19 protein-coding genes are annotated in these 18,322 nt (G+C 70.7%); 9 read left to right on the top strand and 10 right to left on the bottom strand.

All coding sequences use genetic code 11. The features are described from left to right. Positions 1–17: 17 nt before the first annotated feature. Positions 18–755 carry a copper homeostasis protein CutC gene (locus CSX12_RS16300; protein WP_124896470.1) on the bottom strand — a complete coding sequence of 246 codons (738 nt, stop codon included), beginning with the start codon at positions 753–755 and terminating at the stop codon, positions 18–20. A 76-nt stretch (positions 756–831) separates the two neighbouring features. Between CSX12_RS16300 and CSX12_RS16305 the strand changes: the two genes are divergently transcribed. The 3 genes from CSX12_RS16305 (at position 832) to CSX12_RS16315 (ending at position 2,965) form a co-directional block, all read left to right on the top strand. Further along, entirely contained in the window at positions 832–1,272 is a 441-nt protein-coding gene (locus CSX12_RS16305; protein ID WP_124896471.1) for a MarR family transcriptional regulator, read from the top strand. Between the two features lie 5 nt (positions 1,273–1,277). After that, the gene (locus tag CSX12_RS16310; RefSeq protein WP_017204176.1) at positions 1,278–2,615 is read left to right on the top strand and encodes an MFS transporter; all 1,338 of its coding nucleotides are present in this window, start codon (positions 1,278–1,280) and stop codon (positions 2,613–2,615) included. 62 nt (positions 2,616–2,677) lie between these two features. Beyond that, positions 2,678–2,965: a hypothetical protein gene (locus CSX12_RS16315; RefSeq protein ID WP_124896472.1), complete on the top strand. Its 288-nt coding sequence runs from the start codon at positions 2,678–2,680 to the stop codon at positions 2,963–2,965. Between the two features lie 86 nt (positions 2,966–3,051). On the opposite strand, the gene rocD is transcribed toward CSX12_RS16315, so the two are convergent. From rocD to CSX12_RS16345, 6 genes are all read right to left on the bottom strand, one after another. Continuing rightward, entirely contained in the window at positions 3,052–4,323 is a 1,272-nt protein-coding gene (gene rocD / locus CSX12_RS16320) for an ornithine--oxo-acid transaminase (RefSeq protein ID WP_124896473.1), read from the bottom strand. Then, entirely contained in the window at positions 4,320–5,198 is an 879-nt protein-coding gene (ddaH, locus tag CSX12_RS16325; RefSeq protein WP_017204173.1) for a dimethylargininase, read from the bottom strand. Before ddaH ends, rocD begins: the two co-directional genes overlap by 4 nt. A gap of 204 nt (positions 5,199–5,402) precedes the next feature. After that, entirely contained in the window at positions 5,403–6,398 is a 996-nt protein-coding gene (locus CSX12_RS16330) for an NAD(P)-dependent alcohol dehydrogenase (RefSeq protein WP_124896474.1), read from the bottom strand. Continuing rightward, positions 6,395–6,622 (bottom strand): helix-turn-helix transcriptional regulator, encoded by a 228-nt coding sequence (locus CSX12_RS16335; protein WP_124896475.1) that lies wholly within the window; start codon positions 6,620–6,622, stop codon positions 6,395–6,397. The genes CSX12_RS16330 and CSX12_RS16335 overlap by 4 nt, the downstream gene beginning before the upstream one ends. Beyond that, positions 6,622–7,086, bottom strand: coding sequence for a hypothetical protein (locus CSX12_RS16340; RefSeq protein WP_241160494.1), 465 nt, complete (start codon positions 7,084–7,086; stop codon positions 6,622–6,624). The genes CSX12_RS16335 and CSX12_RS16340 overlap by 1 nt, the downstream gene beginning before the upstream one ends. Before the next feature lie 97 nt (positions 7,087–7,183). Continuing rightward, the gene (locus tag CSX12_RS16345; protein ID WP_124896476.1) at positions 7,184–10,834 is read right to left on the bottom strand and encodes a bifunctional proline dehydrogenase/L-glutamate gamma-semialdehyde dehydrogenase; all 3,651 of its coding nucleotides are present in this window, start codon (positions 10,832–10,834) and stop codon (positions 7,184–7,186) included. A gap of 90 nt (positions 10,835–10,924) precedes the next feature. Between CSX12_RS16345 and CSX12_RS16350 the strand changes: the two genes are divergently transcribed. The 3 genes from CSX12_RS16350 to CSX12_RS16360 are packed head-to-tail and all read left to right on the top strand — an operon-like array spanning position 10,925 to position 12,767. Beyond that, positions 10,925–11,617: a hypothetical protein gene (locus CSX12_RS16350; protein WP_124896477.1), complete on the top strand. Its 693-nt coding sequence runs from the start codon at positions 10,925–10,927 to the stop codon at positions 11,615–11,617. Beyond that, complete coding sequence (locus CSX12_RS16355; protein WP_124896478.1) at positions 11,614–12,174, top strand: hypothetical protein; 561 nt, start codon at positions 11,614–11,616, stop codon at positions 12,172–12,174. The genes CSX12_RS16350 and CSX12_RS16355 overlap by 4 nt, the downstream gene beginning before the upstream one ends. Beyond that, positions 12,174–12,767 (top strand): hypothetical protein, encoded by a 594-nt coding sequence (locus CSX12_RS16360; protein WP_124896479.1) that lies wholly within the window; start codon positions 12,174–12,176, stop codon positions 12,765–12,767. The genes CSX12_RS16355 and CSX12_RS16360 overlap by 1 nt, the downstream gene beginning before the upstream one ends. Here the strand turns inward: CSX12_RS16360 and CSX12_RS16365 are convergent. Then, positions 12,722–14,122: a hypothetical protein gene (locus tag CSX12_RS16365; protein ID WP_124896480.1), complete on the bottom strand. Its 1,401-nt coding sequence runs from the start codon at positions 14,120–14,122 to the stop codon at positions 12,722–12,724. The genes CSX12_RS16360 and CSX12_RS16365 overlap by 46 nt on opposite strands. 40 nt (positions 14,123–14,162) lie before the next feature. After that, positions 14,163–14,723, bottom strand: coding sequence for an acyl-CoA thioesterase (locus tag CSX12_RS16370; protein WP_124896481.1), 561 nt, complete (start codon positions 14,721–14,723; stop codon positions 14,163–14,165). A 131-nt stretch (positions 14,724–14,854) separates the two neighbouring features. On the opposite strand from CSX12_RS16370, the gene CSX12_RS16375 reads away from it, so the two are divergent. Further along, complete coding sequence (locus CSX12_RS16375; RefSeq protein WP_026049959.1) at positions 14,855–15,364, top strand: GNAT family N-acetyltransferase; 510 nt, start codon at positions 14,855–14,857, stop codon at positions 15,362–15,364. A 57-nt stretch (positions 15,365–15,421) separates the two neighbouring features. Here the strand turns inward: CSX12_RS16375 and CSX12_RS16380 are convergent, their stop codons facing one another. Then, complete coding sequence (locus tag CSX12_RS16380) at positions 15,422–16,573, bottom strand: acetyl-CoA C-acetyltransferase (protein ID WP_124896482.1); 1,152 nt, start codon at positions 16,571–16,573, stop codon at positions 15,422–15,424. A 101-nt stretch (positions 16,574–16,674) separates the two neighbouring features. Between CSX12_RS16380 and CSX12_RS16385 the strand changes: the two genes are divergently transcribed. Continuing rightward, positions 16,675–17,046: a metalloregulator ArsR/SmtB family transcription factor gene (locus CSX12_RS16385; protein WP_017204162.1), complete on the top strand. Its 372-nt coding sequence runs from the start codon at positions 16,675–16,677 to the stop codon at positions 17,044–17,046. Further along, complete coding sequence (locus CSX12_RS16390; RefSeq protein WP_124896483.1) at positions 17,046–18,263, top strand: MFS transporter; 1,218 nt, start codon at positions 17,046–17,048, stop codon at positions 18,261–18,263. The genes CSX12_RS16385 and CSX12_RS16390 overlap by 1 nt, the downstream gene beginning before the upstream one ends. Positions 18,264–18,322 lie beyond the last annotated feature (59 nt).

Genomic DNA, 18,322 nt, shown 5'->3' on the forward strand with positions numbered 1-18,322 from the left:
CCACGCGTCGCGGGTGCCTACCGGGCCAGGGCGTCGCGGATCGCGAAGGCGATGTCGCGGTCGGTCACCTCGTAGCCGCCGACCCCGTCGGAGGCCGAGCCCATGCGCACGCCGCCGTCCTCGGTCACGGCGCGCTTGGCGGAGAAGTGGATCGCGTCGACGCCCACGGCCGCGAGCTTCGGGGCGCTGGCGACGTCGACGCCGCTTCCCGCCATGACCTCGATCTCGCCCTCGGCCGCGGCGACGAGCGCGCGGAGCGTGTCGATGCCGTCGATCGCGGCGGACGCGCCGCCCGAGGTGAGCACCCGGCGAAGTCCGAGTTCGCGGGCGCTCTGCAGCGTCGCGACCGGATCGGCCGTCACGTCGATCGCGCGGTGCAGGGTGACGGGCGCGCCGCCCGCGGCATCCCGCAGCCGTGCCATCGCCGACACGTCCAGGCGACCGTCGGCATCCAGCGCACCGATCACGACGCCCGAGGCGCCGCCGGCGATCGCGTGACGCACATCGCGCTCCGCGACGGCGAGCTCGTCGGCGTCGTAGTGGAAGCCACCGGCCCGCGGGCGCACCAGCACGTGCACCTCGGGGCCGTCCGCTCCAGCCGCATCGACCGCAAGCTCGAGCGTGGCCGGCGACGGCGTCAGCCCTCCGAGAGCGAGGGCGGTCGCGAGTTCGACGCGCGCAGCGCCGACCTCTCGGGCGATGCGCACTCCGGCGGGGTCCTGGACGGCGATTTCAAGCGCGAGCGTTCGGGTCACCCCTCCATTGTGCCGCGTGCGGAGGCACTCCCCTGCCCTGTCGGTCACGGCGGAGATTAGATAGGCTATCTAAGTAATGTCTGCGTCCGATGAATCCCTCCACCTCACCGCCACAGACCTGCGCATGGCCACTTTCCGCCTGGCCCGGCGCCTCCGCTGCGCCCGCGCCGCCGACTCCATGAGCGATGCGCAGCTCGCGGTGCTCGCCGACCTGCGCATGAACGGTCGACGCACCATCTCCGCCCTCGCGGAGCGCGAGCGGGTGACGGCGCCCTCGATGACCAGCACGGTCAACGGGCTCGAGGAGCAGGGCTTCGTCGCGCGCACGCCGGATGAGGACGACCGCCGCCGCGTACAGGTCGAGATCACCGATGCGGGGTCCGCGATCGTCGTCGAGACGATCCGGCGGCGCGACGAACTGCTGGCCGACATGCTGCGCGAGGTCGACTACACGGAGGCGGAGCTGACGACCCTCCGCGAAGCCAGCGCGCTGATGCGAAGGGCGGTCGAGCGATGAGCGCCATGTTCCGTTCTTTCGCGAACATCAACTACCGGATCTGGTTCGCCGGCGCGCTGATCTCGAACGTCGGCGGGTGGATGCAGGCGACCGCCCAGGACTGGGTGGTGCTCACCGAGCTGACCGACAACGACGCCACCGCCATGGGCGTCACCATGGCGCTGCAGTTCGGGCCTCCGCTCGTGCTGGTGAGCCTCACCGGATGGGTGGCCGACCGCTTCGACCGGCGGCACATCCTGTTCGCGACCCAGTCGGCGCTGCTCGCGCTGGCCATCGCGGTGGGCGTGCTCCTGCTCAACGATCTGATGACCCTGCCGATGATGTTCGGCTTCGCGCTCGGCTTCGGCATCGTGAACGCCTTCGACGCCCCTGCGCGGCAGGCGTTCGTCTCCGACATGGTCTCGGCGGGCGACACCTCGAACGCCGTGGCCCTCAACTCGGCCTCGTTCAACCTGGCCCGCATGGTGGGCCCGGCCGTCGGCGGACTCCTGATCGTCGCGATCGGCTCCGGCTGGGTGTTCATCGTGAACGCGGCGACGTTCCTCGCGATGCTGCTCGCCCTGATGCTGATGCGACGCAGCCTGCTCGCCCCGCGGCTGAAGAGCAGGAACCGCGGAGGTCTGGCCGCCGGGTTCCGCTACGTGTGGGGACGCAGCGACCTCAAGGTCGTGTTCGTCACGGTGTTCCTGATCGGCGCTTTCGGCATGAACTTCCCGATCTTCGCCTCGACCATGGCGCTGGAGTTCGGGGCGGGCGCCGACGGCTACGGTGTGCTCAGCTCGGTGCTCGCCATCGGCTCGCTGATCGGCGCCCTGCTCGCCGCTCGCCGCGACCGGGCGCGGGTGCGTGTCGTGATCCTCGCGGCCGGAGGATTCGGGATCGCCGCTTTCGTCTCGTCCGCGATGCCGAGCTACGCCTCCTACGCCGTCACCCTCACCTTCACGGGCTTCATGATCGTGACGCTCCTCACCACGGCGAACGGCTACGTGCAGATCACGACCGATCCGGCCCTGCGCGGCCGCGTGCTCGCGCTGTACATGGCCGTCATCATGGGCTCGACGCCGGTGGGCGCGCCCATCGCCGGCTGGGTCGCCGACACGTTCGGTCCTCGGGCCGCCATCATGCTCGGCGGCACGGCCGGTTTCATCGCCTGCGCGATCGGCGTGATCTGGGTGGCGACCTCGGGGCGCCTGCGTCGCGACGAGAACCGCCGCTTCCTGCTGACCCTCGACGAGACGCGACCGCTGAGCGTCATCGATCGCCCCGATCCGATCGAGTTCAGCGACGAGGCGGCCGTGACGACCCCGATCCGCACGCCGAGAAGACCCGATCTCGAAGCCTGAGCCTCCCGGCGGATTTTGTCAACGCCCTCCACGGGGTCGATCCGCGCTCCTACGGTGGGGGCATGGACGAGAACATGGAGAGCACACCCCACCCGCAGGACCCCGCCGAGGGCGCCCCGGGCGTCGGCGTTCCCGATGAGGACTCCGGCCAGGGCGACGGCACCGGCGGCGCGATCCAGGGCGACGCGTCCCGCGGCGAGTCGACCGGCGGCGCCATCCAGGGCGACGCCGGGCAGGGCCACCGCTCCGCGCTCGGCGGAGACGAGGGCACCGAAGATCAGCTCGACGCCGACAACGCCGCCGAAGAGGACACGCTGAAGACCCTCGATCCCGACTCGCCGCCTGCCTGAGACGGCTCCTTTGGCTGACTCACCCCCTTGCGGGCGACCCCTGAGGGGGCGGTTCGCGCGCGAGGGGGTGGGTCGGCCGAGGGAGATCAGGCGAGCACGAGCTTGAGCTGCTCCACCGCCCAGTCGAGTTCGGTCGCGCGGATCACCAGGGGCGGCGCGATGCGGATCGTCTGGCCGTGCGTGTCCTTGACGAGGACGCCGCGGTCGAGGAGCTTCTGAGCGATCTGGCGTCCGGTCCCCCTTGCGGGGTCGATGTCGACGCCGGCCCACAGCCCCGCGATGCGGACAGCCGTGACGCCGTTCCCGAGGAGCGGCTGCAGTGCGGCGTCGAGGTGGGCGCCCAGTGCGCGCGCCCGCTCCTGGAACTCGCCGGTCTGCATCATCTCGACCACGCGCAGCCCGACCGCCGCGGCCAGCGGGTTGCCGCCGAACGTCGAGCCGTGCTCACCCGGGCGGATCACACCGAGGACATCGGTGTTCCCGACCACCGCGGAGACGGGCAGGATGCCGCCGCCGAGCGCCTTGCCCAGCAGGTACAGGTCGGGCACGACGCCCTCCCTGTCGCACGCGAACGTCTCGCCCACGCGGCCCAGTCCGGCCTGGATCTCGTCCGCGATGAACAGGACGTTCTTCTCGTCGCAGATCTCCCTGATCCGGCGCAGGTACCCCTCGGGCGGGATCACGACCCCGGCCTCGCCCTGGATCGGCTCCACGAGCACGGCGGCCGTGTCGTCGGTGATCGCCGCCGCGATGGCTTCCGCGTCCCCGTACGGCACGACGTCGAAGCCGGGTGTGTAGGGGCCGAAGTCGTCGCGTGCCTGCTCGTCGTCGCTGAAGCTGACGATCGTGGTCGTGCGTCCGTGGAAGTTGCCTGCCGCGACGATGATGCGCGCCTTGCCCTGGGCGATGCCCTTGACCCGGTACCCCCAGGCACGGGCGACCTTGATGCCGGTCTCGACGGCCTCGGCACCGGTGTTCATCGGCAGCACGAGGTCTTTGCCGGCGAGGTCGGCCAGTGCGGCCGCGAACGGCTCGAGGCGGTCGCTCTGGAACGCGCGGCTGACGAGCGTGACCCGGCCGAGCTGCTCGGTGGCCGCGGCGACGAGCGCGGGATGCCGGTGGCCGAAGTTCACGGCGGAATATGCAGCCAGCAGGTCGAGGTAGCGCTTGCCCTCCACGTCGGTCACCCATGCGCCTTCGGCCCGCGCGATCATGACCGGCAGCGGGTGGTAGTTGTGTGCGACGTGCGCTTCCGCCTGGGTCGCCGCCCCGCCCCCCTGGGTCGCTGAGCCGCCCCCCTGGGTCGCTGAGCTCGTCGAAGCGCCCTCGATGGGTCCCTGAGCCTGTCGAAGGGTCACTTCGCACCCCGCAGTTCGAGCGTGCAGCACTTGATCCCGCCGCCGCCGAGGAGCAGCTCCGAGAGGTCGACCGTGATGGGGTTGTAGCCGCGCTCGCGCAGCTGCTTCTCGAAGCCCTTGGCCCGCGGCGAGATGATCACGTTGTAGCCGTCGCTCGACGAGTTGAGGCCGAACACCGCGCCGTCCTCGTCGGACACGAGGATCGCGTCCGGGAACCGCTTCTCCAGCTCGGCACGGCTGGCGTCGTCGAAGGCTCCGGGGAGGTAGGCGATGTTCGCCCGCTCCGGTCCGCCGTTCTCCAGGCCCTGCACGGGGTCGAGCACGGCGATCGCGGTGTCGAGGTGGTAGAAGCGCGGGTCGGTGAGGTTGAGCGACACGACCTCGCGGCCGAAGACCTCACCCACTTCGCGGTGGCTGTCGCCGGTGGAGCGGAACCCGGTGCCGGCGAGGATCACGTCGCCCACGAGCAGGAAGTCGCCCTCGCCCTCGTTGACCTCCTTCGGCATGACGGTGTCGTAGCCGGCGGCGCGGAACCAGTCGGCGAAGGCGGGGGCTTCGCCCTGTCGCTCCACGAACCGGAACTCGGGCACGTAGGCGCGGCCGTCGATGAGGAAGCCGCCGTTGGCCGTGTAGACCATGTCGGGGTAGCCGGGCAGCGGTTCGATGAGCTCGACCTCGTGTCCGAGCTCGACGTACAGGTCGTACAGCTTCTGCCACTGCGCCACCGCGTTGGCGGTGTCCGTGGGCCGCGAGGGCTCCATCCACGGGTTGATCGAGTAGTTCACCGTGAAGTGCTCCGGACGGCACATCAGGTAGTGGCGGCGGTGCGCGGTGCGGGCGGGTGCGGCGGAGACGGCGGCTTCAGGCGTCGACATGGATGCTCCTCGGATGAACGGGCGAGGCGGACGCTGTCCAGGGGCCCGGCGGTCCTTCGACCCGCTGCTCCGTCGGAGGCGGGGAAGATGCGACTCGGGCACGCCGCATCCATTGTGCCATCCACCCCTCGCTCCCGCCAGCACCCGCCTCGCCCCGCGCTCCCCCTGCTCCCGCCGGAGCAGAGGTACGCGCCCGGGGCCGCATCAGGGGGCGTTGACCACGACCTTGCCGACCGTGTGGCCGGCCTCGAGCTGGGCGAGAGCGGCGGATGCTTCGGCGAAGGGGTATGCGCGATCGATCACGGGCACCACACGACCGTCGGCGACGAGCTCCAGGAGCTTCGCGAGGACCTCCGGACGCGGCTTCGCGGCCAGCGGGCGGATGCGCCGCGATCCGAGAGACAGCACCGCGGCGCGCAGCATCCGGGGAACCGGGCCCAGCACCCGACCGCCGTCGCCGGTGACCAGCACCACGTGCCCGCCGGGAACGACCAGCCGCTGCAGCTCCCGCAGCGGCATCCCGCCGGCGACGTCGATGACCGCGTCGAAGCGCTCCGAGGGGAGCTCGCTCAGCGGCGATTCCCGATGGTCGAAGGTGCGCACGGCGCCGAGACGCTCGAGCAGCGGCGCATTGCGGGAGCCGCAGCTCGCCCAGACCTCGGCGCCGCGGAGCGCGGCGAGCTGCACAGTGAACGTTCCGACACCTCCGGACGCACCGATCACCAGCACCCGCGACACCGTCCCCGGCGCCAGGCCGACGCCCGCGAGATCGAGCGCCTGCCACGCGGTCCCTCCGGCGATGGGCAGGCACGCGGCCGCTTCGGGCGAGACGTCGGGCGGGATCGGCACGAGCCGCGACGCGGGCACACGGACGTATTCGGCGAGTCCGCCTCCGCCCACCAGCTCGCCCACGACGTCCTCCCCGATCTCGGCGCCGACGACGTCGGGGCCGACCGCGACCACCGTGCCGGAGACCTCCATCCCGCGGACCGGGTGCTTCGGACGGGTCAGGCCGAAGACCGGGCGCACGAGGAGCGGATCGCCGAGCATCAGCCGCACATCCCCCGCGTTGAGGGCGGTGGCCCGCACGCGCAGCAGCACCTCGCCCCGTCGGGGCACCGGAACCGCGATGTGCTCGAGCGTCATGCCGACGGCGGGACCGTAGCTCTCGCGTCGCCATGCGGACATCGTGCGGCTCATGATGCGTCCTCCGCGTCGGGGTAGGCGAAGACCTCGTCGAGGCCGACACCGAACGCGCGGGCGATCTGGAAGGCGAGTTCGAGGGTCGGCGAGTACTTCTCCTGCTCGATCGCGATGAGCGTCTGCCGGGTCACGCCGATGGTGCGGGCGAGCTCGGCCTGCGTGAGCCCGGCACGCTCGCGATGGAGACGGATGCTGTTCGACACACGGGTGGGCTTGACCATCAGACGAGTCCTCGCCGGTAGGCGGTCACGCGGGCGATGCCGCCGACGACCGCCGCGATGGCGAACCCCGCGAACATGGTGTTCGCGATCCAGAACACGTCAGCCCCGACCGCGCAGAGCACGATCACTCCGAGACCCGCGATCACGACGAACGCCTGCTCGACGCGGGATCCCATCCGGCTGATGTCCCGGTCGCGGATGTCCGAGCGTCCGACGCCGTCCGGTTCCTTCGCACCCGCGATCATGCCCCAGACGATGCCGAGGGCGATCGTGCCGACGATGCCCCCGCCGATCACCCACAGCATGAGCGGGAACCAGTCCACGTCGGTGAGCGGCCCTCCGGCAGCCTGCTGCAGCACCAGCGTGACGTACACGACCATCACGATCGGGCTGACGATGAGACCCGCCCACGCGTTGCGCTCTTCGTAGACCATGACGCCCTCCATGTAAAGAATTGTTGACACGCTCACGCTACGCCCGGGTCCATCCCGTGTCAAGAATTCTTTACACCACGCTCCATCCCGGTTGCAGAGCCGCGGGCGAGCGCGGCCGCGGGTGGAGTCAGATGACCTCGGCGCTCCAGGGGTCGAGGTTGCCGTAGCGGTGCGCGGTGATGGTGATCGACTGCTCGTGCACGAAGGGCAGCAGCTCGATCCGAGCAGCCGCGGTCACCTCGCCGTCGTACACCGCGAGGTCGGGGTCTCCCCCGGAGGCCGTCGCGAGCGCGGTGTGCAGCGTCGCGACCTGCGTCCGGCCACCGATCAGGCGCACTCGATCGGGGCGCGGTCGTGCCGCGGGGTCGCTGTCGTGTCCCTCGCGCAGCACCCGCTGCATCCACTCGTCGTCGCTCTCGAGGAACACCGGAGCGTCGAGGTCGCCGAGGGCACGGCGCACCTCGGCCGGCAGCCCGACCGGCGTCGACAGGACGAAGTCCGCGCCGGAGCGGACACCGGCGATGACGACGCGCAGCAGGTCCTGCAGCGCCGCATCTCCTGTCGCCCGCATCTCGACCGGCACGGGACGGTAGCGGAAGAGGTTGCGCTCGACGCCGAGGTGCGAGACGTCGCGCACCTGCCCGAACTCGCGGTCCCAGGCCAGGGCGTCGGACAGCGCGGAGCGGCGCAGCCATTCGAACGACTCGTATTCGAGCGAGGATTGGGCGGCTTCGATGAGCGCCGTGATCCGGGAATCGAGGCCTCGCAGGTGAAGGGTGCTCGATGCGGGCCCGCCCTGCTGGGAGCGCCACGATCCGAGACCGATGAGGTAGTTCGGGCCTCCGGCCTTCGCTCCCGGTCCGACCGATGACCGCTTCCAGCCGCCGAACGGCTGCCGCTGCACGATCGCGCCGGTGATGCCGCGGTTCACGTAGAGGTTGCCCGCCTGCACCCGGTCGAGCCAGAACGCGAGGTCGTCGGGATCCTGGGTGTGCAGGCCCGCGGTGAGGCCGTAGGCCACGGCGTTCTGCATCTCGACCGCCCTGGCGAGCGTCGGGGCGTGCATCACCCCGAGCACAGGGCCGAAGAACTCCTCGGTGTGGAAGCGGGATCCGGGCTGCACGCCCACCCGGACGCCGGGGCGCCACAGCCGCCCGCTGCCGTCGTCGTCCGGGGAGAGAACCGGGCGGATGAGCCATTGCTCATCACCTTCGAGGTCGTTCAGGGCCCAGGCGAGCTTGCCCTGGGGCTTCTCGATCACCGGGCCGACCTCGGACAGCGGGTCCGTCGGCTGTCCGACGTGCAGCGATCGCACGGCGTCTGCGAGCTGTCGCGCGAACCGGGTGGAGCGCCCGACCGGTCCGACGAGGATCGCGAGGGACGCCGCGGAGCATTTCTGACCCGCGTGGCCGAAGGCGCTCTTGACGAGGTCGGCGACCGCGAGGTCGAGGTCGGCGGAGGGGGTGACGACGATCGCGTTCTTGCCACTCGTCTCGGCGAGCAGCGGCAGGTCGGGGCGCCAGGAGCGGAACAGGGCGGCGGTGTCCCACGCGCCGGTCAGGATCACCCGGTCCACCGCGTCGTGCGTGATGAGCTCGCGGCCGAGTTCGCCTTCCTCGATGTCGACGAGCGCCAGCAGATCGCGCGGGATGCCCGCCTGCCACAGGATCTCGGCGATCACGGCGGCGCAGCGTCGCGCCTGCGGTGCCGGTTTGAAGACGACGCCGGAGCCGGCGGCCAGGGCAGCGAGCACTCCACCCGCGGGGATCGCGAGGGGGAAGTTCCACGGCGGTGTGACCACCGTGACCGAGGAGGGCACGAACACCGCGCCGCCGATCGCGTCGAGCTCGCGCGCCTTGGCCGCGTAGTACCGGGCGAAGTCGACGGCCTCGCTCACCTCGACGTCGGCCTCCGCGAAGACCTTCCCGGTCTCGGACGCTGCGACCTCGATGAGATCGCCCCGGCGCGACTCCAGCGCGGCGGCACAGCGCAGCAGCACCTCGGCGCGCTCGGTGGCCGGACGGCCTCCCCACGCGGGCGCGGCACGGCGGACCCCCTGGATCGCCTGTTCGAGAGCCTCGGCATCGGCGATCCGCGCGAGCGCGATGGTGTCGGCGCCCAGAGAAGAGGAGCCGATGCGTTCGCGCACCTCCCGCGCCCAATCCCGGTTCACCGGAAGCGCCGGGTCGCTGTCCGCGGTGTTGAAGAATCCGGGCGCACCGCCGGCGTCCTGCTCCATCTCGCGCGCCGAGTACACCGCGGTCTCGAGGAAGGCCTCCCGGTCGCCGTCACCGGATCCGCGGGAGATGCCGAGCACGGCTTTCGTCAGATCGGTCTCCGGCAGCGGGGCCAGGGGCGCGGGCCGCACCGACTCGTGCACGGGGGCGAGGCGATCCTGCGTGCGGCGGGGACCGACGAAGAGGGTGTCGTCGCCGGAACGATCGAGCGCGTCGAGGAACCGGTCCCGCTCCCGGGCGAACAGGGTCTCGTCCTCTCCGAGTCGGAACGCGGCGGAGAGGAAGTTCTCGGGGGAGGCGTTCTCCTCCAGCCGCCGCACGAGGTAGCTGATGGCCACGTCGAACTCCGCGGGCTCCACCACCGGCACGTACAGCAGCACGGGGCCGACTTCGCGGGCGACCGCCTGCACCTGTCCCTGCGCCATGCCGAGGAGCATCTCGAACTCGACGGCGTCCCGCACCCCGCGCTCGCCCGCGAGCAGCCAGGCGTAGGCGATGCCGAAGAGGTTGTGTCCCGCGACCCCGAGCTTGACGGCGGCGGTGTGCTCGGGGCGCAGCGCCCAGTCCAGGCAGCGCAGGTAGTTCGCGTCGGTGTCGACTTTGGAGTCGTAGGTCGCGGGGGTCCAGCCGTGCATCGTCGCCTCGACGTGCTCCATCGCCAGGTTCGCCCCCTTGACCAGGCGCACCTTGATGCGAGCACCCCCGTGCGCGACGCGATCGCCCGCCCACGCGGTGAGCTCCTGCAGGGCCGGCAGCGCGTCGGGCAGGTAGGCCTGCAGCACGATGCCCGCTTCGAGCGCCTGCAGCCGCGGGTCTTCCAGGATGCGCGTGAACACGGCGATCGTGAGGTCGAGGTCGCGGTACTCCTCCATGTCCAGGTTGATGAAGGTGCCGTCGGCGGCCGCGGTGATGTACAGCGGCAGCAGTCGTTCGACGACCTGGTCCACGACCTCGTCGAACGCCCACATCGACAGGTGGCTGATGATGGCGGAGACCTTGACCGAGACGTAGTCGACGTCGGGCCGCTGGATGAGCGTGTGGATGCCGTCGAGCCGTCGCCGCGCCTCGGCCTCGCCCAGCACGGCCTCTCCGAGCAGGTTGAGATTCAGTCGCGAACCCGTGGCGCGGATCCGCTCGATCGCGGCACCCAGCTTCGCGGGCCGGGCATCGACGACGAGGTGCCCGACCATCTCGCGCAGCACCCGCCGCGCGATGGGCACCACCGGTGATGGGAGGACGGGGGCGACCTCTCCCCCGAGCCGCACGACCGATCGCAGGTACCAGGGGAGGAACTCCGGCACGATCGGGGCGATCCGGTGCAGCTGCGAGGCGGCGGCGGTCAGGCTCTCCGGCCGCATCACCCCGTCGATGAAGCCGAGCGTGAACGGCAGGCCGTTCGCATCCTGCAGCACACCGGCCAGACGGGCCGCCGCCGGGTCGGGATCGACCGCCGCGGCCTCGATCGCCCACCGCCGCGCGAGCTCGACGGCGCGGTCTGCGAGAGGAGCGGATGCCTCGGCATCCGGCGGGAGGTCGGCCATGACTTTCAGCCTAGATCCGCTTCCGGCGATTCCGGGGAATGGGCGGGCGGGCCGCCTCCCGCCTCTCATCTGCGGTCCTATGCTGTTGCCGTGACCACGACACCGCCCGAGGGCTCCCGGCCGGGATCCGACGCGGACGTCGCCGCCGCGAATGCGGGCGCCAGGGCGAAGGTTCTCGGGTGGGCACGGCGGAGCATCGATCTGATCCCGACCTCTTGGCTTCTCACGGGTGCGGGTGCCGTGCTGCTGGCCGGCACCGCCCTGTTCGGCGGTCTCGAAGCCGCCGCGGTGGATCCGACGCCGGAGGCGGCGGTCGGCGAAACCTTCGCCGGGTCCGACCTCGAGATGACGGTGGTGGGCGTCGAGCTGCGTGACGAGCGCGGGATGGCGGGCGTGTACCCCGACGAGGAGGAGCAGGAGCGGCTGCTGGTCGTGACCGTCGACGTGGTCAACACCTTCCCGGCACCCCGATCGTCGGTCTCCGGCAAAAAGACATCCGCCGTGGTCGACGGCATCCGGATCGACGGGCTTGAGGAGAAGGCCGCGGCGTCGCGTGCCGACGACGGAACTTCCTCCCCCGTGCTGCAGCCGGATGTTCCCGCCCGCCTGCTGCTGGCGTGGACCGTCGGTCCGGAGGACTTCCACGACGGCGAGGAGATCTCGCTGACCCTCCCGGACTCCACGCACTATGTCGGCAAGTCTGTGGTGCGGGGGGACTTCTGGGACGACGTCCGCGTCGGCGCGACGCTGACGACGACGATCGAGGAGGTGGCCGCCCCGTGAGGAAGCACGTGCTCGTCTGGGCGCTGACGGCCGCACTGCTCGCCTGCGCCTGGGGCGTATCGAAGCTCACGCCGTCCGACGACGCGGCGAGCGCCCCGTTCCCGCAGGTCGCGAGCATCGACGAGCCGGCGAGCACCCGCAACCTCACCGTCACCGTCACCGATGTCCGGCTGGCCGACCGAGTGACCGACGCGAAGGGCTGGTCCGCCGACGGCACCTGGCTCGTCGTCGACCTGGCGGCGGCGTCGCGGGTCACCCAGGACCTGAGCACCCTCCGGCTGGCCGAGCTCACCGTCGGCGACCGCACCTTCAGCGCGACCGACCGCGGCACCACGTTCTTCAAGCAGGCCCTCGTCACGGGCGTCCCGCGGTCCGGAAGCCTCGCCTTCGAACTCCCCGACGACGTGACGGATGATCAGGCGGTGCTCCGGCTCGGCATTCCCGGAGGCGGGTCGGCCGACGTGCAGCTGGACGGTGTGATCGACCTGCCGCTGGACCTCGCCGAGCTCACGACCGAGCCCGAGGTGCTCCTGGCCGAGAACGGATGGTCGCGCTGATGACGATCCCTCCTCCCCTGCATCCCGGAGCCGCCCCCGCCGACGAGGCTTCCGCCGTTTCGAGGCCGCCCTCGTGGTGGCGCCGGAACCGCGTGGCGCTCGTGGCGCTGCTCGTGCTCGCTCCGCTCACCGCCGCGGCGGTCGGATGGCAGGAGTGGTACCAGTTCTTCGGCTTCGGGGGACGTCCGGTCACGGCCGTCTCCGTCGCCCAGGACGACACCGCCGAACTCGCCGGGGCGGAGTGGGGGCCGCTCCGGGGCGGTGAGATCGACGACGTCTCGGGGCTGGACGTGCCCGAGGACACACGCCTGATCGCCGTCGCGGTGCCGGTGGATCCGAGCGTCGAGGGCATCGGCTGCGAGACGCCGAAGCTCGTGGAGCAGGCGACCGGGCGGGAGTGGCGGCCGGTGCGTCTGGAGATCGGACTGCCCTGGAGCGCCGACGAACCCGAGACGTGCCTCAGCGAAGGCGCGGATCCGTACGAGCTGATCGTCCCATTCGTCGTCCCCGAGGATGCGACGGGGCCCTTCTGGGTCGATGTGCGCCCCTACGGCGCTGGCGCGTCGTTCCTGAGGTTCACGCTCGAGCCCTGACCGCCGACCGCATCGCGGGGCGGCGCGGAGACGACCGAGGCGGCCACGGCGTCGACGGATGACGGGAGGAGTCCGGCCGCATCCGCCACGGCGCGCATCTCGGACTCGGCCGTGGTCTCGGTCGGCGAGGCCGGATGCTCCTGCTGGCGGCGACGGAGCCTGCCGAGCGTGGCATCGTACGCGCCGCTGATCACGGCGATCCGGATCGGCTCGACGAGCAGCACAGGGATGAGGGATACCAGCGGCGCCAGCACCGCCCAGAACACGTAGTCCTGGGGGCCGATCAGTCGCGTGACGCCGAACGCCAGCAGCGATTCGAGCGCCTTCACCACGACGTAGAGCAGGGCGTAGGAGGCGACGAGCAGCGGCCCCGCCCGCCACATCAGCAGCAGGGCACGGCCGATCGGACGGAAGCGCGCTCCCAGCTCGTCACCGAGGTCCCGCAACCGGCGCACGAGCCGGTTGGGGATGACGGCGGTGTGCTGCCGGAAGCGGGAGACGAGCTCGCTCTCGACGCGGAGCTTCTCGGCGACGATCGCCTGACCGAAGACCACTCCGGCGATCGTGAGCCAGGCCAGCGGTGCGAGAAGCACGGGCCCGGCCTCGGAGATGACCCAGCCGATCCCGTCCCACAGCCAGCGCAGCGGTGCCACCGCATCCAGGACGCCTTCTCGGACGGACTCCAGGAAGGCCATCGCGGCACGGCTGTCGACCCACGCCTTGATCGCGTCGAAGATGTCGCCGAGGACCATCACCGAGAAGAAGACCCACACGACCTCGAAGTACACCGCCACGGGAGACAGCCAGGCCGCGAGCTTCGGAGACCACTTCGACCACGCCCAGCGCCCGGCGAACGCGATCACGATGATCGAGAGGGTCCAGACGTTGATCGGCAGGTTCAGCACCGTGTCCCCGGAGCCCACGGGAGGCTCGCCGTTGACGCTCGCCGTCAGGACGATCCCCTGGCGCACCTCGAGCGCGCGCAGGGAGTACGCGCGGATGTCCTCGCTCAGCATCCCCTGCGCCCAGTACACGGCGAAGAACGGCAGGATGCCCGCGAGCAGCGCCGTCAGGAAGGTGCGACGCCGCTCCGTGGACGATTCCGGCAGCGGAGCGATCTCCTGCAGGTTGCGCAGACCGTCGCGCAGGACCAGGAACATCGCCACGAGACTGATCAGCCGCGCGAGGATGCCGATCGGCAGGACGAGGAACCCGAGCGTCGCGGATGAGGCGCCCACGAACCCGGCGACCTCGGTGAAGACGTAATGCACCAGCACTCCGGCGAGGTACCACGCCATGAGCGCGGGCCAGTGTCGCCACAGCACGCGCCCGGTGGTCCTCAGGATGGCCAGCACACGGTCAATATATCGCCCACCCCGCTCTCCTGCAGCGGCGTCAGGGCCAGACGCTGGGGGCGGGAGTGCGCACGGGAGGGAGGGCGGATGCGGCAGCCCAATCGTGCACCCAGGCATCGATCTCCGGCACACCCTCGGGCCTGCCCACCGCGGCGAAGAGCTCCTCGTTGCTGACGGTGCCGCCCGTGCGTCGGAGCATCCGCGCTCGGACGATGGCCCTGGCGTAGACCTCGCCGTCGACGACCGCGCGGTGCTCCATGAAGAGCGCCTTGTGGTCGTGGCCGATGAACCGCGACTGCACCTCGAACCGCTGCCACAGCTGCAGCGACTTGCGGAAGGTGATCGTCTCGCTCGACACGACGGCGTACCAGCCGCGCTCCTTCATGGCGTCGAACAGCCCGGTGCGGATGAGCTGGTCCCAGCGGCCGAGGTCGAACAGCGACAGGTAGCGGCCGTTGTTCATGTGGCGCAGGATGTCGAGGTCGGTGGGGAGGGTGGTCACCGTGACGGTGCCGACCGACGTGGGATCGAGGGTCTTGCCCTGCCGCACGCGACGGCGCGCGCCGAGGATCACCAGGAGGGTCCGCCAGATCACATTCACGAGGATCGATCGTAGCCAGGAGTGCACGATCGGCGAACAACGTTGTGCGAACCCTCCATGCCCGTCCGCCCCGCGTCATCCGGCTCCTGCTCGATTTCCTGTTCTCGGACGCCGCGCGTAGAGTCACGACCATGAGCGCCGAAGCCCAGCCTGAAGTCATCGTCCGTCCGGTCCGTGATGTGGATGCGGAAGCCCTCGGTCGCGTGCATGCCCAGTGCTGGCACGAGACCTACGACCACCTGATCAGCAAGGCAGCGCTCGAGAAGGTCTCTCCGCGGCGCATGGCCGAGCTGTGGACGCACTGGGCCGCGCAGGGCCCCGAGTTCAAGATGAACGCCGCGCTCGTCGACGGCGAGATCGTGGGCTTCGTCGGCTCCGGCCCGGCCCGCGACAAGGACGCTCCCGCATTCCGCGAGCTGTACTTCATCTACCTGCTCGACGCGTATCACTCCACGGGCATCGGGCAGAAGCTCTTCGACGCCGCCGTGGAGAAGGACGAGCCGCTGTACCTCTGGGTCGCCGAGGACAACCCTCGCGCACACCGCTTCTACACGCGCAACGGCTTCCATCTCGACGGCGCCTCGCACACGGAGCCTTTCCTGGGTGAGACGCTGACCGAAGTGCGCTTCGTCCGCCCCTGAGTCCAGCCACGACCAGCGAATGGGCCGCCCCACGGGGCGGCCTTTTCGCGTGCTCCCTCAGAGCCGTTCGATGATCGTGACGTTCGCGACGCCGCCGCCCTCGCACATGGTCTGCAGGCCGTAACGGCCGCCGGTGCGCTCCAGTTCGTTGAGCATCGTGGCCAGGATGCGCGTGCCCGTGGCTCCGATCGGGTGCCCGAGGGCGATGCCGCCGCCGTTGACGTTGACCTTCTCGTGCGGGACGCCGGTCTCGCGCATCCAGGCGAGCACGACCGATGCGAAGGCCTCGTTCACCTCGAACAGGTCGACGTCGTCGGCGCGCAGCCCGGTGCGCTCCAGAGCGTGCTTGGTCGCCGGGATGGGCGCGGTGAGCATCAGCACGGGGTCGTCTCCCCGCACCGAGAGGTGGTGGATGCGCGCACGGGGCGTCAGGCCGTGGTCCTTCACGGCCTGTTCGCTCGCGATGAGCACCGCGCTCGACGCGTCGCTGATCTGCGAAGCCACGGCTGCCGTGATCCGCCCACCCGGGGCGAGCGGCTGCAGCCCGGCCATGCGTTCGAGCGTCGTATCGCGCCGCACGCCCTCGTCGTGGTCGAGGCCGTTCAGCGGGGCGATCTCGTTCGCGAACCGACCGTCGTCCTGCGCGACAGCCGCACGGCGGTGGCTCTCCAGCGCGAACCGCTCCATGTCCTCCCGCGAGATCTCCCACCGCTCGGCGATGAGCTCGGCACCGCGGAACTGCGAGATCTCCTGGTCGCCGTATCGTGCCCGCCATCCGGGCGACTCCGCATACGGTGTCGTGAAGCCGAAGTCCTTCCCGACGGTCGCGGCCGCGGTGAGCGGGATCCGTGACATGTTCTGGAGTCCGCCGGCGACGACGAGGTCGCTCGTGCCGCTGAGAACGGCCTGCGCCGCGAAGTGCACGGCCTGCTGACTCGATCCGCACTGCCGGTCGATCGTCACTCCGGGCACGTGCTCCGGGAAGCCCGCGACGAGCAGCGCCGTGCGGGCGACGTTCCCGGCCTGGCCTCCGATCGCGTCGATCGCCCCGAGGATGACGTCGTCCACCGCGGCGGGGTCGATCCCGGTCCGCGTGACCAGCGCGGTCAGACTGTGCGCACCGAGATCCGCGGGGTGGATTCCGGAGAGGGAGCCGCCTCTCCGGCCGACCGGGGATCGGACCGCGTCGACGATGTAGGCCTCTGCCATGCTGCTCCTCCTCGGGCGCCGTGGTCGCCGGCGTCCCACCTTTCCAGCCTGCCTCATCGCGGGCTGGCCCGACAGTCCACAGCTTATGCAATAATCTGCGTATGCATGCAGATAAGCAATGTTCCCTCACGCCGGACAGCAGCTACGTCGAACTCGCCGTCGAGGTCTTCGCGATGCTGGCCGACGCGACCCGCATCCGCATCATTCTGGCGCTGCGTGATCAGGAGTTCTCCGTCAACCACCTCGCCGACATCGTCGACAAGCCGGCGCCCGCCGTGTCGCAGCACCTCGCCAAGCTCCGGCTCGCCCGGATCGTCGTCACGAGGCAGGAGGGCACCCGGGTGTTCTACCGCCTCGCGAACGAGCACGCCAGGCAGCTCGTGGCCGATGCCATCTACCAGGCGGAGCACTCGCTGAGCACCGACCCCGCCCACCACCGGGGCGCACACCCCGCACCCGAGCAGACGCGGTAGTGCTCCGGGTCCTGCGCGACACCGTCTACGCCCGCCTGTTCTCGGCGCAGGTGGTCGCACTGCTGGGAACGGGGCTGCTCACCGTGGCCCTCGGGCTGCTCGCCTTCGACATCGCGGGCGACGCCGCGGGATCCGTGCTGGGCACCGCGCTCACCATCAAGATGGTGGCGTACGTCGGCGTCGCTCCCCTGATCGCGGCCCTGGTCGATCGGCTTCCGCGCAAGGCGGTCCTGATCACGGCGGACGCGGTCCGTCTCGTGATCGCCCTGCTGCTCCCGGCCGTCAGCGAGACCTGGCAGATCTACGTGCTGGTGTTCGTGCTGCAGTCCGCGTCCGCGACCTTCACGCCCGCCTTCCAGTCGCTGATCCCCGCGGTGCTCCCCGACCCGAAGGACTACACGCGCGCGCTCTCGCTGTCACGACTCGCGTACGACCTCGAGGCGCTGCTCAGCCCCCTCATCGCCGGAGCGCTGCTCACGGTGATCTCGTTCCACGATCTGTTCGCGGGCACGGCGATCGGCTTCGCGCTCTCCGCGCTGCTGGTGCTGAGCACACCGTTGCCCCGCGCCGAGGACGGGCTTCCCGCCACCTCCTTCTGGCAGCGCCTCCCGGCGGGAGCGGCGGTGTTCGCGCGCACTCCCACCCTGCGCTTCCTGCTGCTCACGAACATGGTGGTCGCGGCAGGCACGGCGATCGTGCTGGTCAACTCGGTCGTCTACGCACGCGCCGTCTTCGCCCTCGACGACGCCGCCCTCGCGCTCGCGCTCGCCTGCTACGGGATCGGATCCCTCGTGACCGCGCTCAGCATCCCCGGGATCGTGGAACGCCTGGGCGTGATCCGCACCATGTCGATCGGGGCGGCCGTGATCGTCGCCGGGCTGCTCGCCGCGGTCATCGTGACGGGGATCGCCGCAGCCGGCGGAGCAGGGTGGAGCGCGCTCCTCGGCACCTGGGTGCTGCTGGGCATCGGAACCTCGCTCGTGAACACGCCGTCGTCGCGGTTGCTGGCCGACGCGTCGACCCCCGCGAACCGCACGCTCGTCTACACCGCGCAGTTCGCACTCTCCCACGCCTGCTTCCTGCTCACCTATCCGATCGCGGGGTGGTTGGGCGCGGTGAGCCTGATCGGAGCGGCCGGCGCACTGCTCGGGATCGCCCTGGCCGCTGCCACGGCGGCGATCGCGTTCGCGCGTCATCGCCTGCATCAGACCGCTTGACGCCGGCCCCACGGAATATGGGCATCTTGCGGGGCGGGAGCGTTGTGATAGCGCAAACA

Origin of the sequence: Microbacterium sp. Y-01, from assembly GCF_003856715.1 — a bacterium.
Lineage (GTDB): Bacteria > Actinomycetota > Actinomycetes > Actinomycetales > Microbacteriaceae > Microbacterium > Microbacterium algeriense.

Coding starts and splice junctions, on each gene's coding strand:
- CSX12_RS16330 (WP_124896474.1), bottom strand. CDS start 6,398: ATGAGCCGCACGATGTCCGCATGGCGACGCGAGAGCTACGGTCCCGCC.
- ddaH (WP_017204173.1), bottom strand. CDS start 5,198: ATGTCGACGCCTGAAGCCGCCGTCTCCGCCGCACCCGCCCGCACCGCG.
- CSX12_RS16385 (WP_017204162.1), top strand. CDS start 16,675: ATGCATGCAGATAAGCAATGTTCCCTCACGCCGGACAGCAGCTACGTC.
- CSX12_RS16315 (WP_124896472.1), top strand. CDS start 2,678: ATGGACGAGAACATGGAGAGCACACCCCACCCGCAGGACCCCGCCGAG.
- CSX12_RS16375 (WP_026049959.1), top strand. CDS start 14,855: ATGAGCGCCGAAGCCCAGCCTGAAGTCATCGTCCGTCCGGTCCGTGAT.
- CSX12_RS16360 (WP_124896479.1), top strand. CDS start 12,174: ATGACGATCCCTCCTCCCCTGCATCCCGGAGCCGCCCCCGCCGACGAG.
- CSX12_RS16305 (WP_124896471.1), top strand. CDS start 832: ATGTCTGCGTCCGATGAATCCCTCCACCTCACCGCCACAGACCTGCGC.
- CSX12_RS16345 (WP_124896476.1), bottom strand. CDS start 10,834: ATGGCCGACCTCCCGCCGGATGCCGAGGCATCCGCTCCTCTCGCAGAC.
- CSX12_RS16380 (WP_124896482.1), bottom strand. CDS start 16,573: ATGGCAGAGGCCTACATCGTCGACGCGGTCCGATCCCCGGTCGGCCGG.
- CSX12_RS16335 (WP_124896475.1), bottom strand. CDS start 6,622: ATGGTCAAGCCCACCCGTGTGTCGAACAGCATCCGTCTCCATCGCGAG.
- CSX12_RS16310 (WP_017204176.1), top strand. CDS start 1,278: ATGTTCCGTTCTTTCGCGAACATCAACTACCGGATCTGGTTCGCCGGC.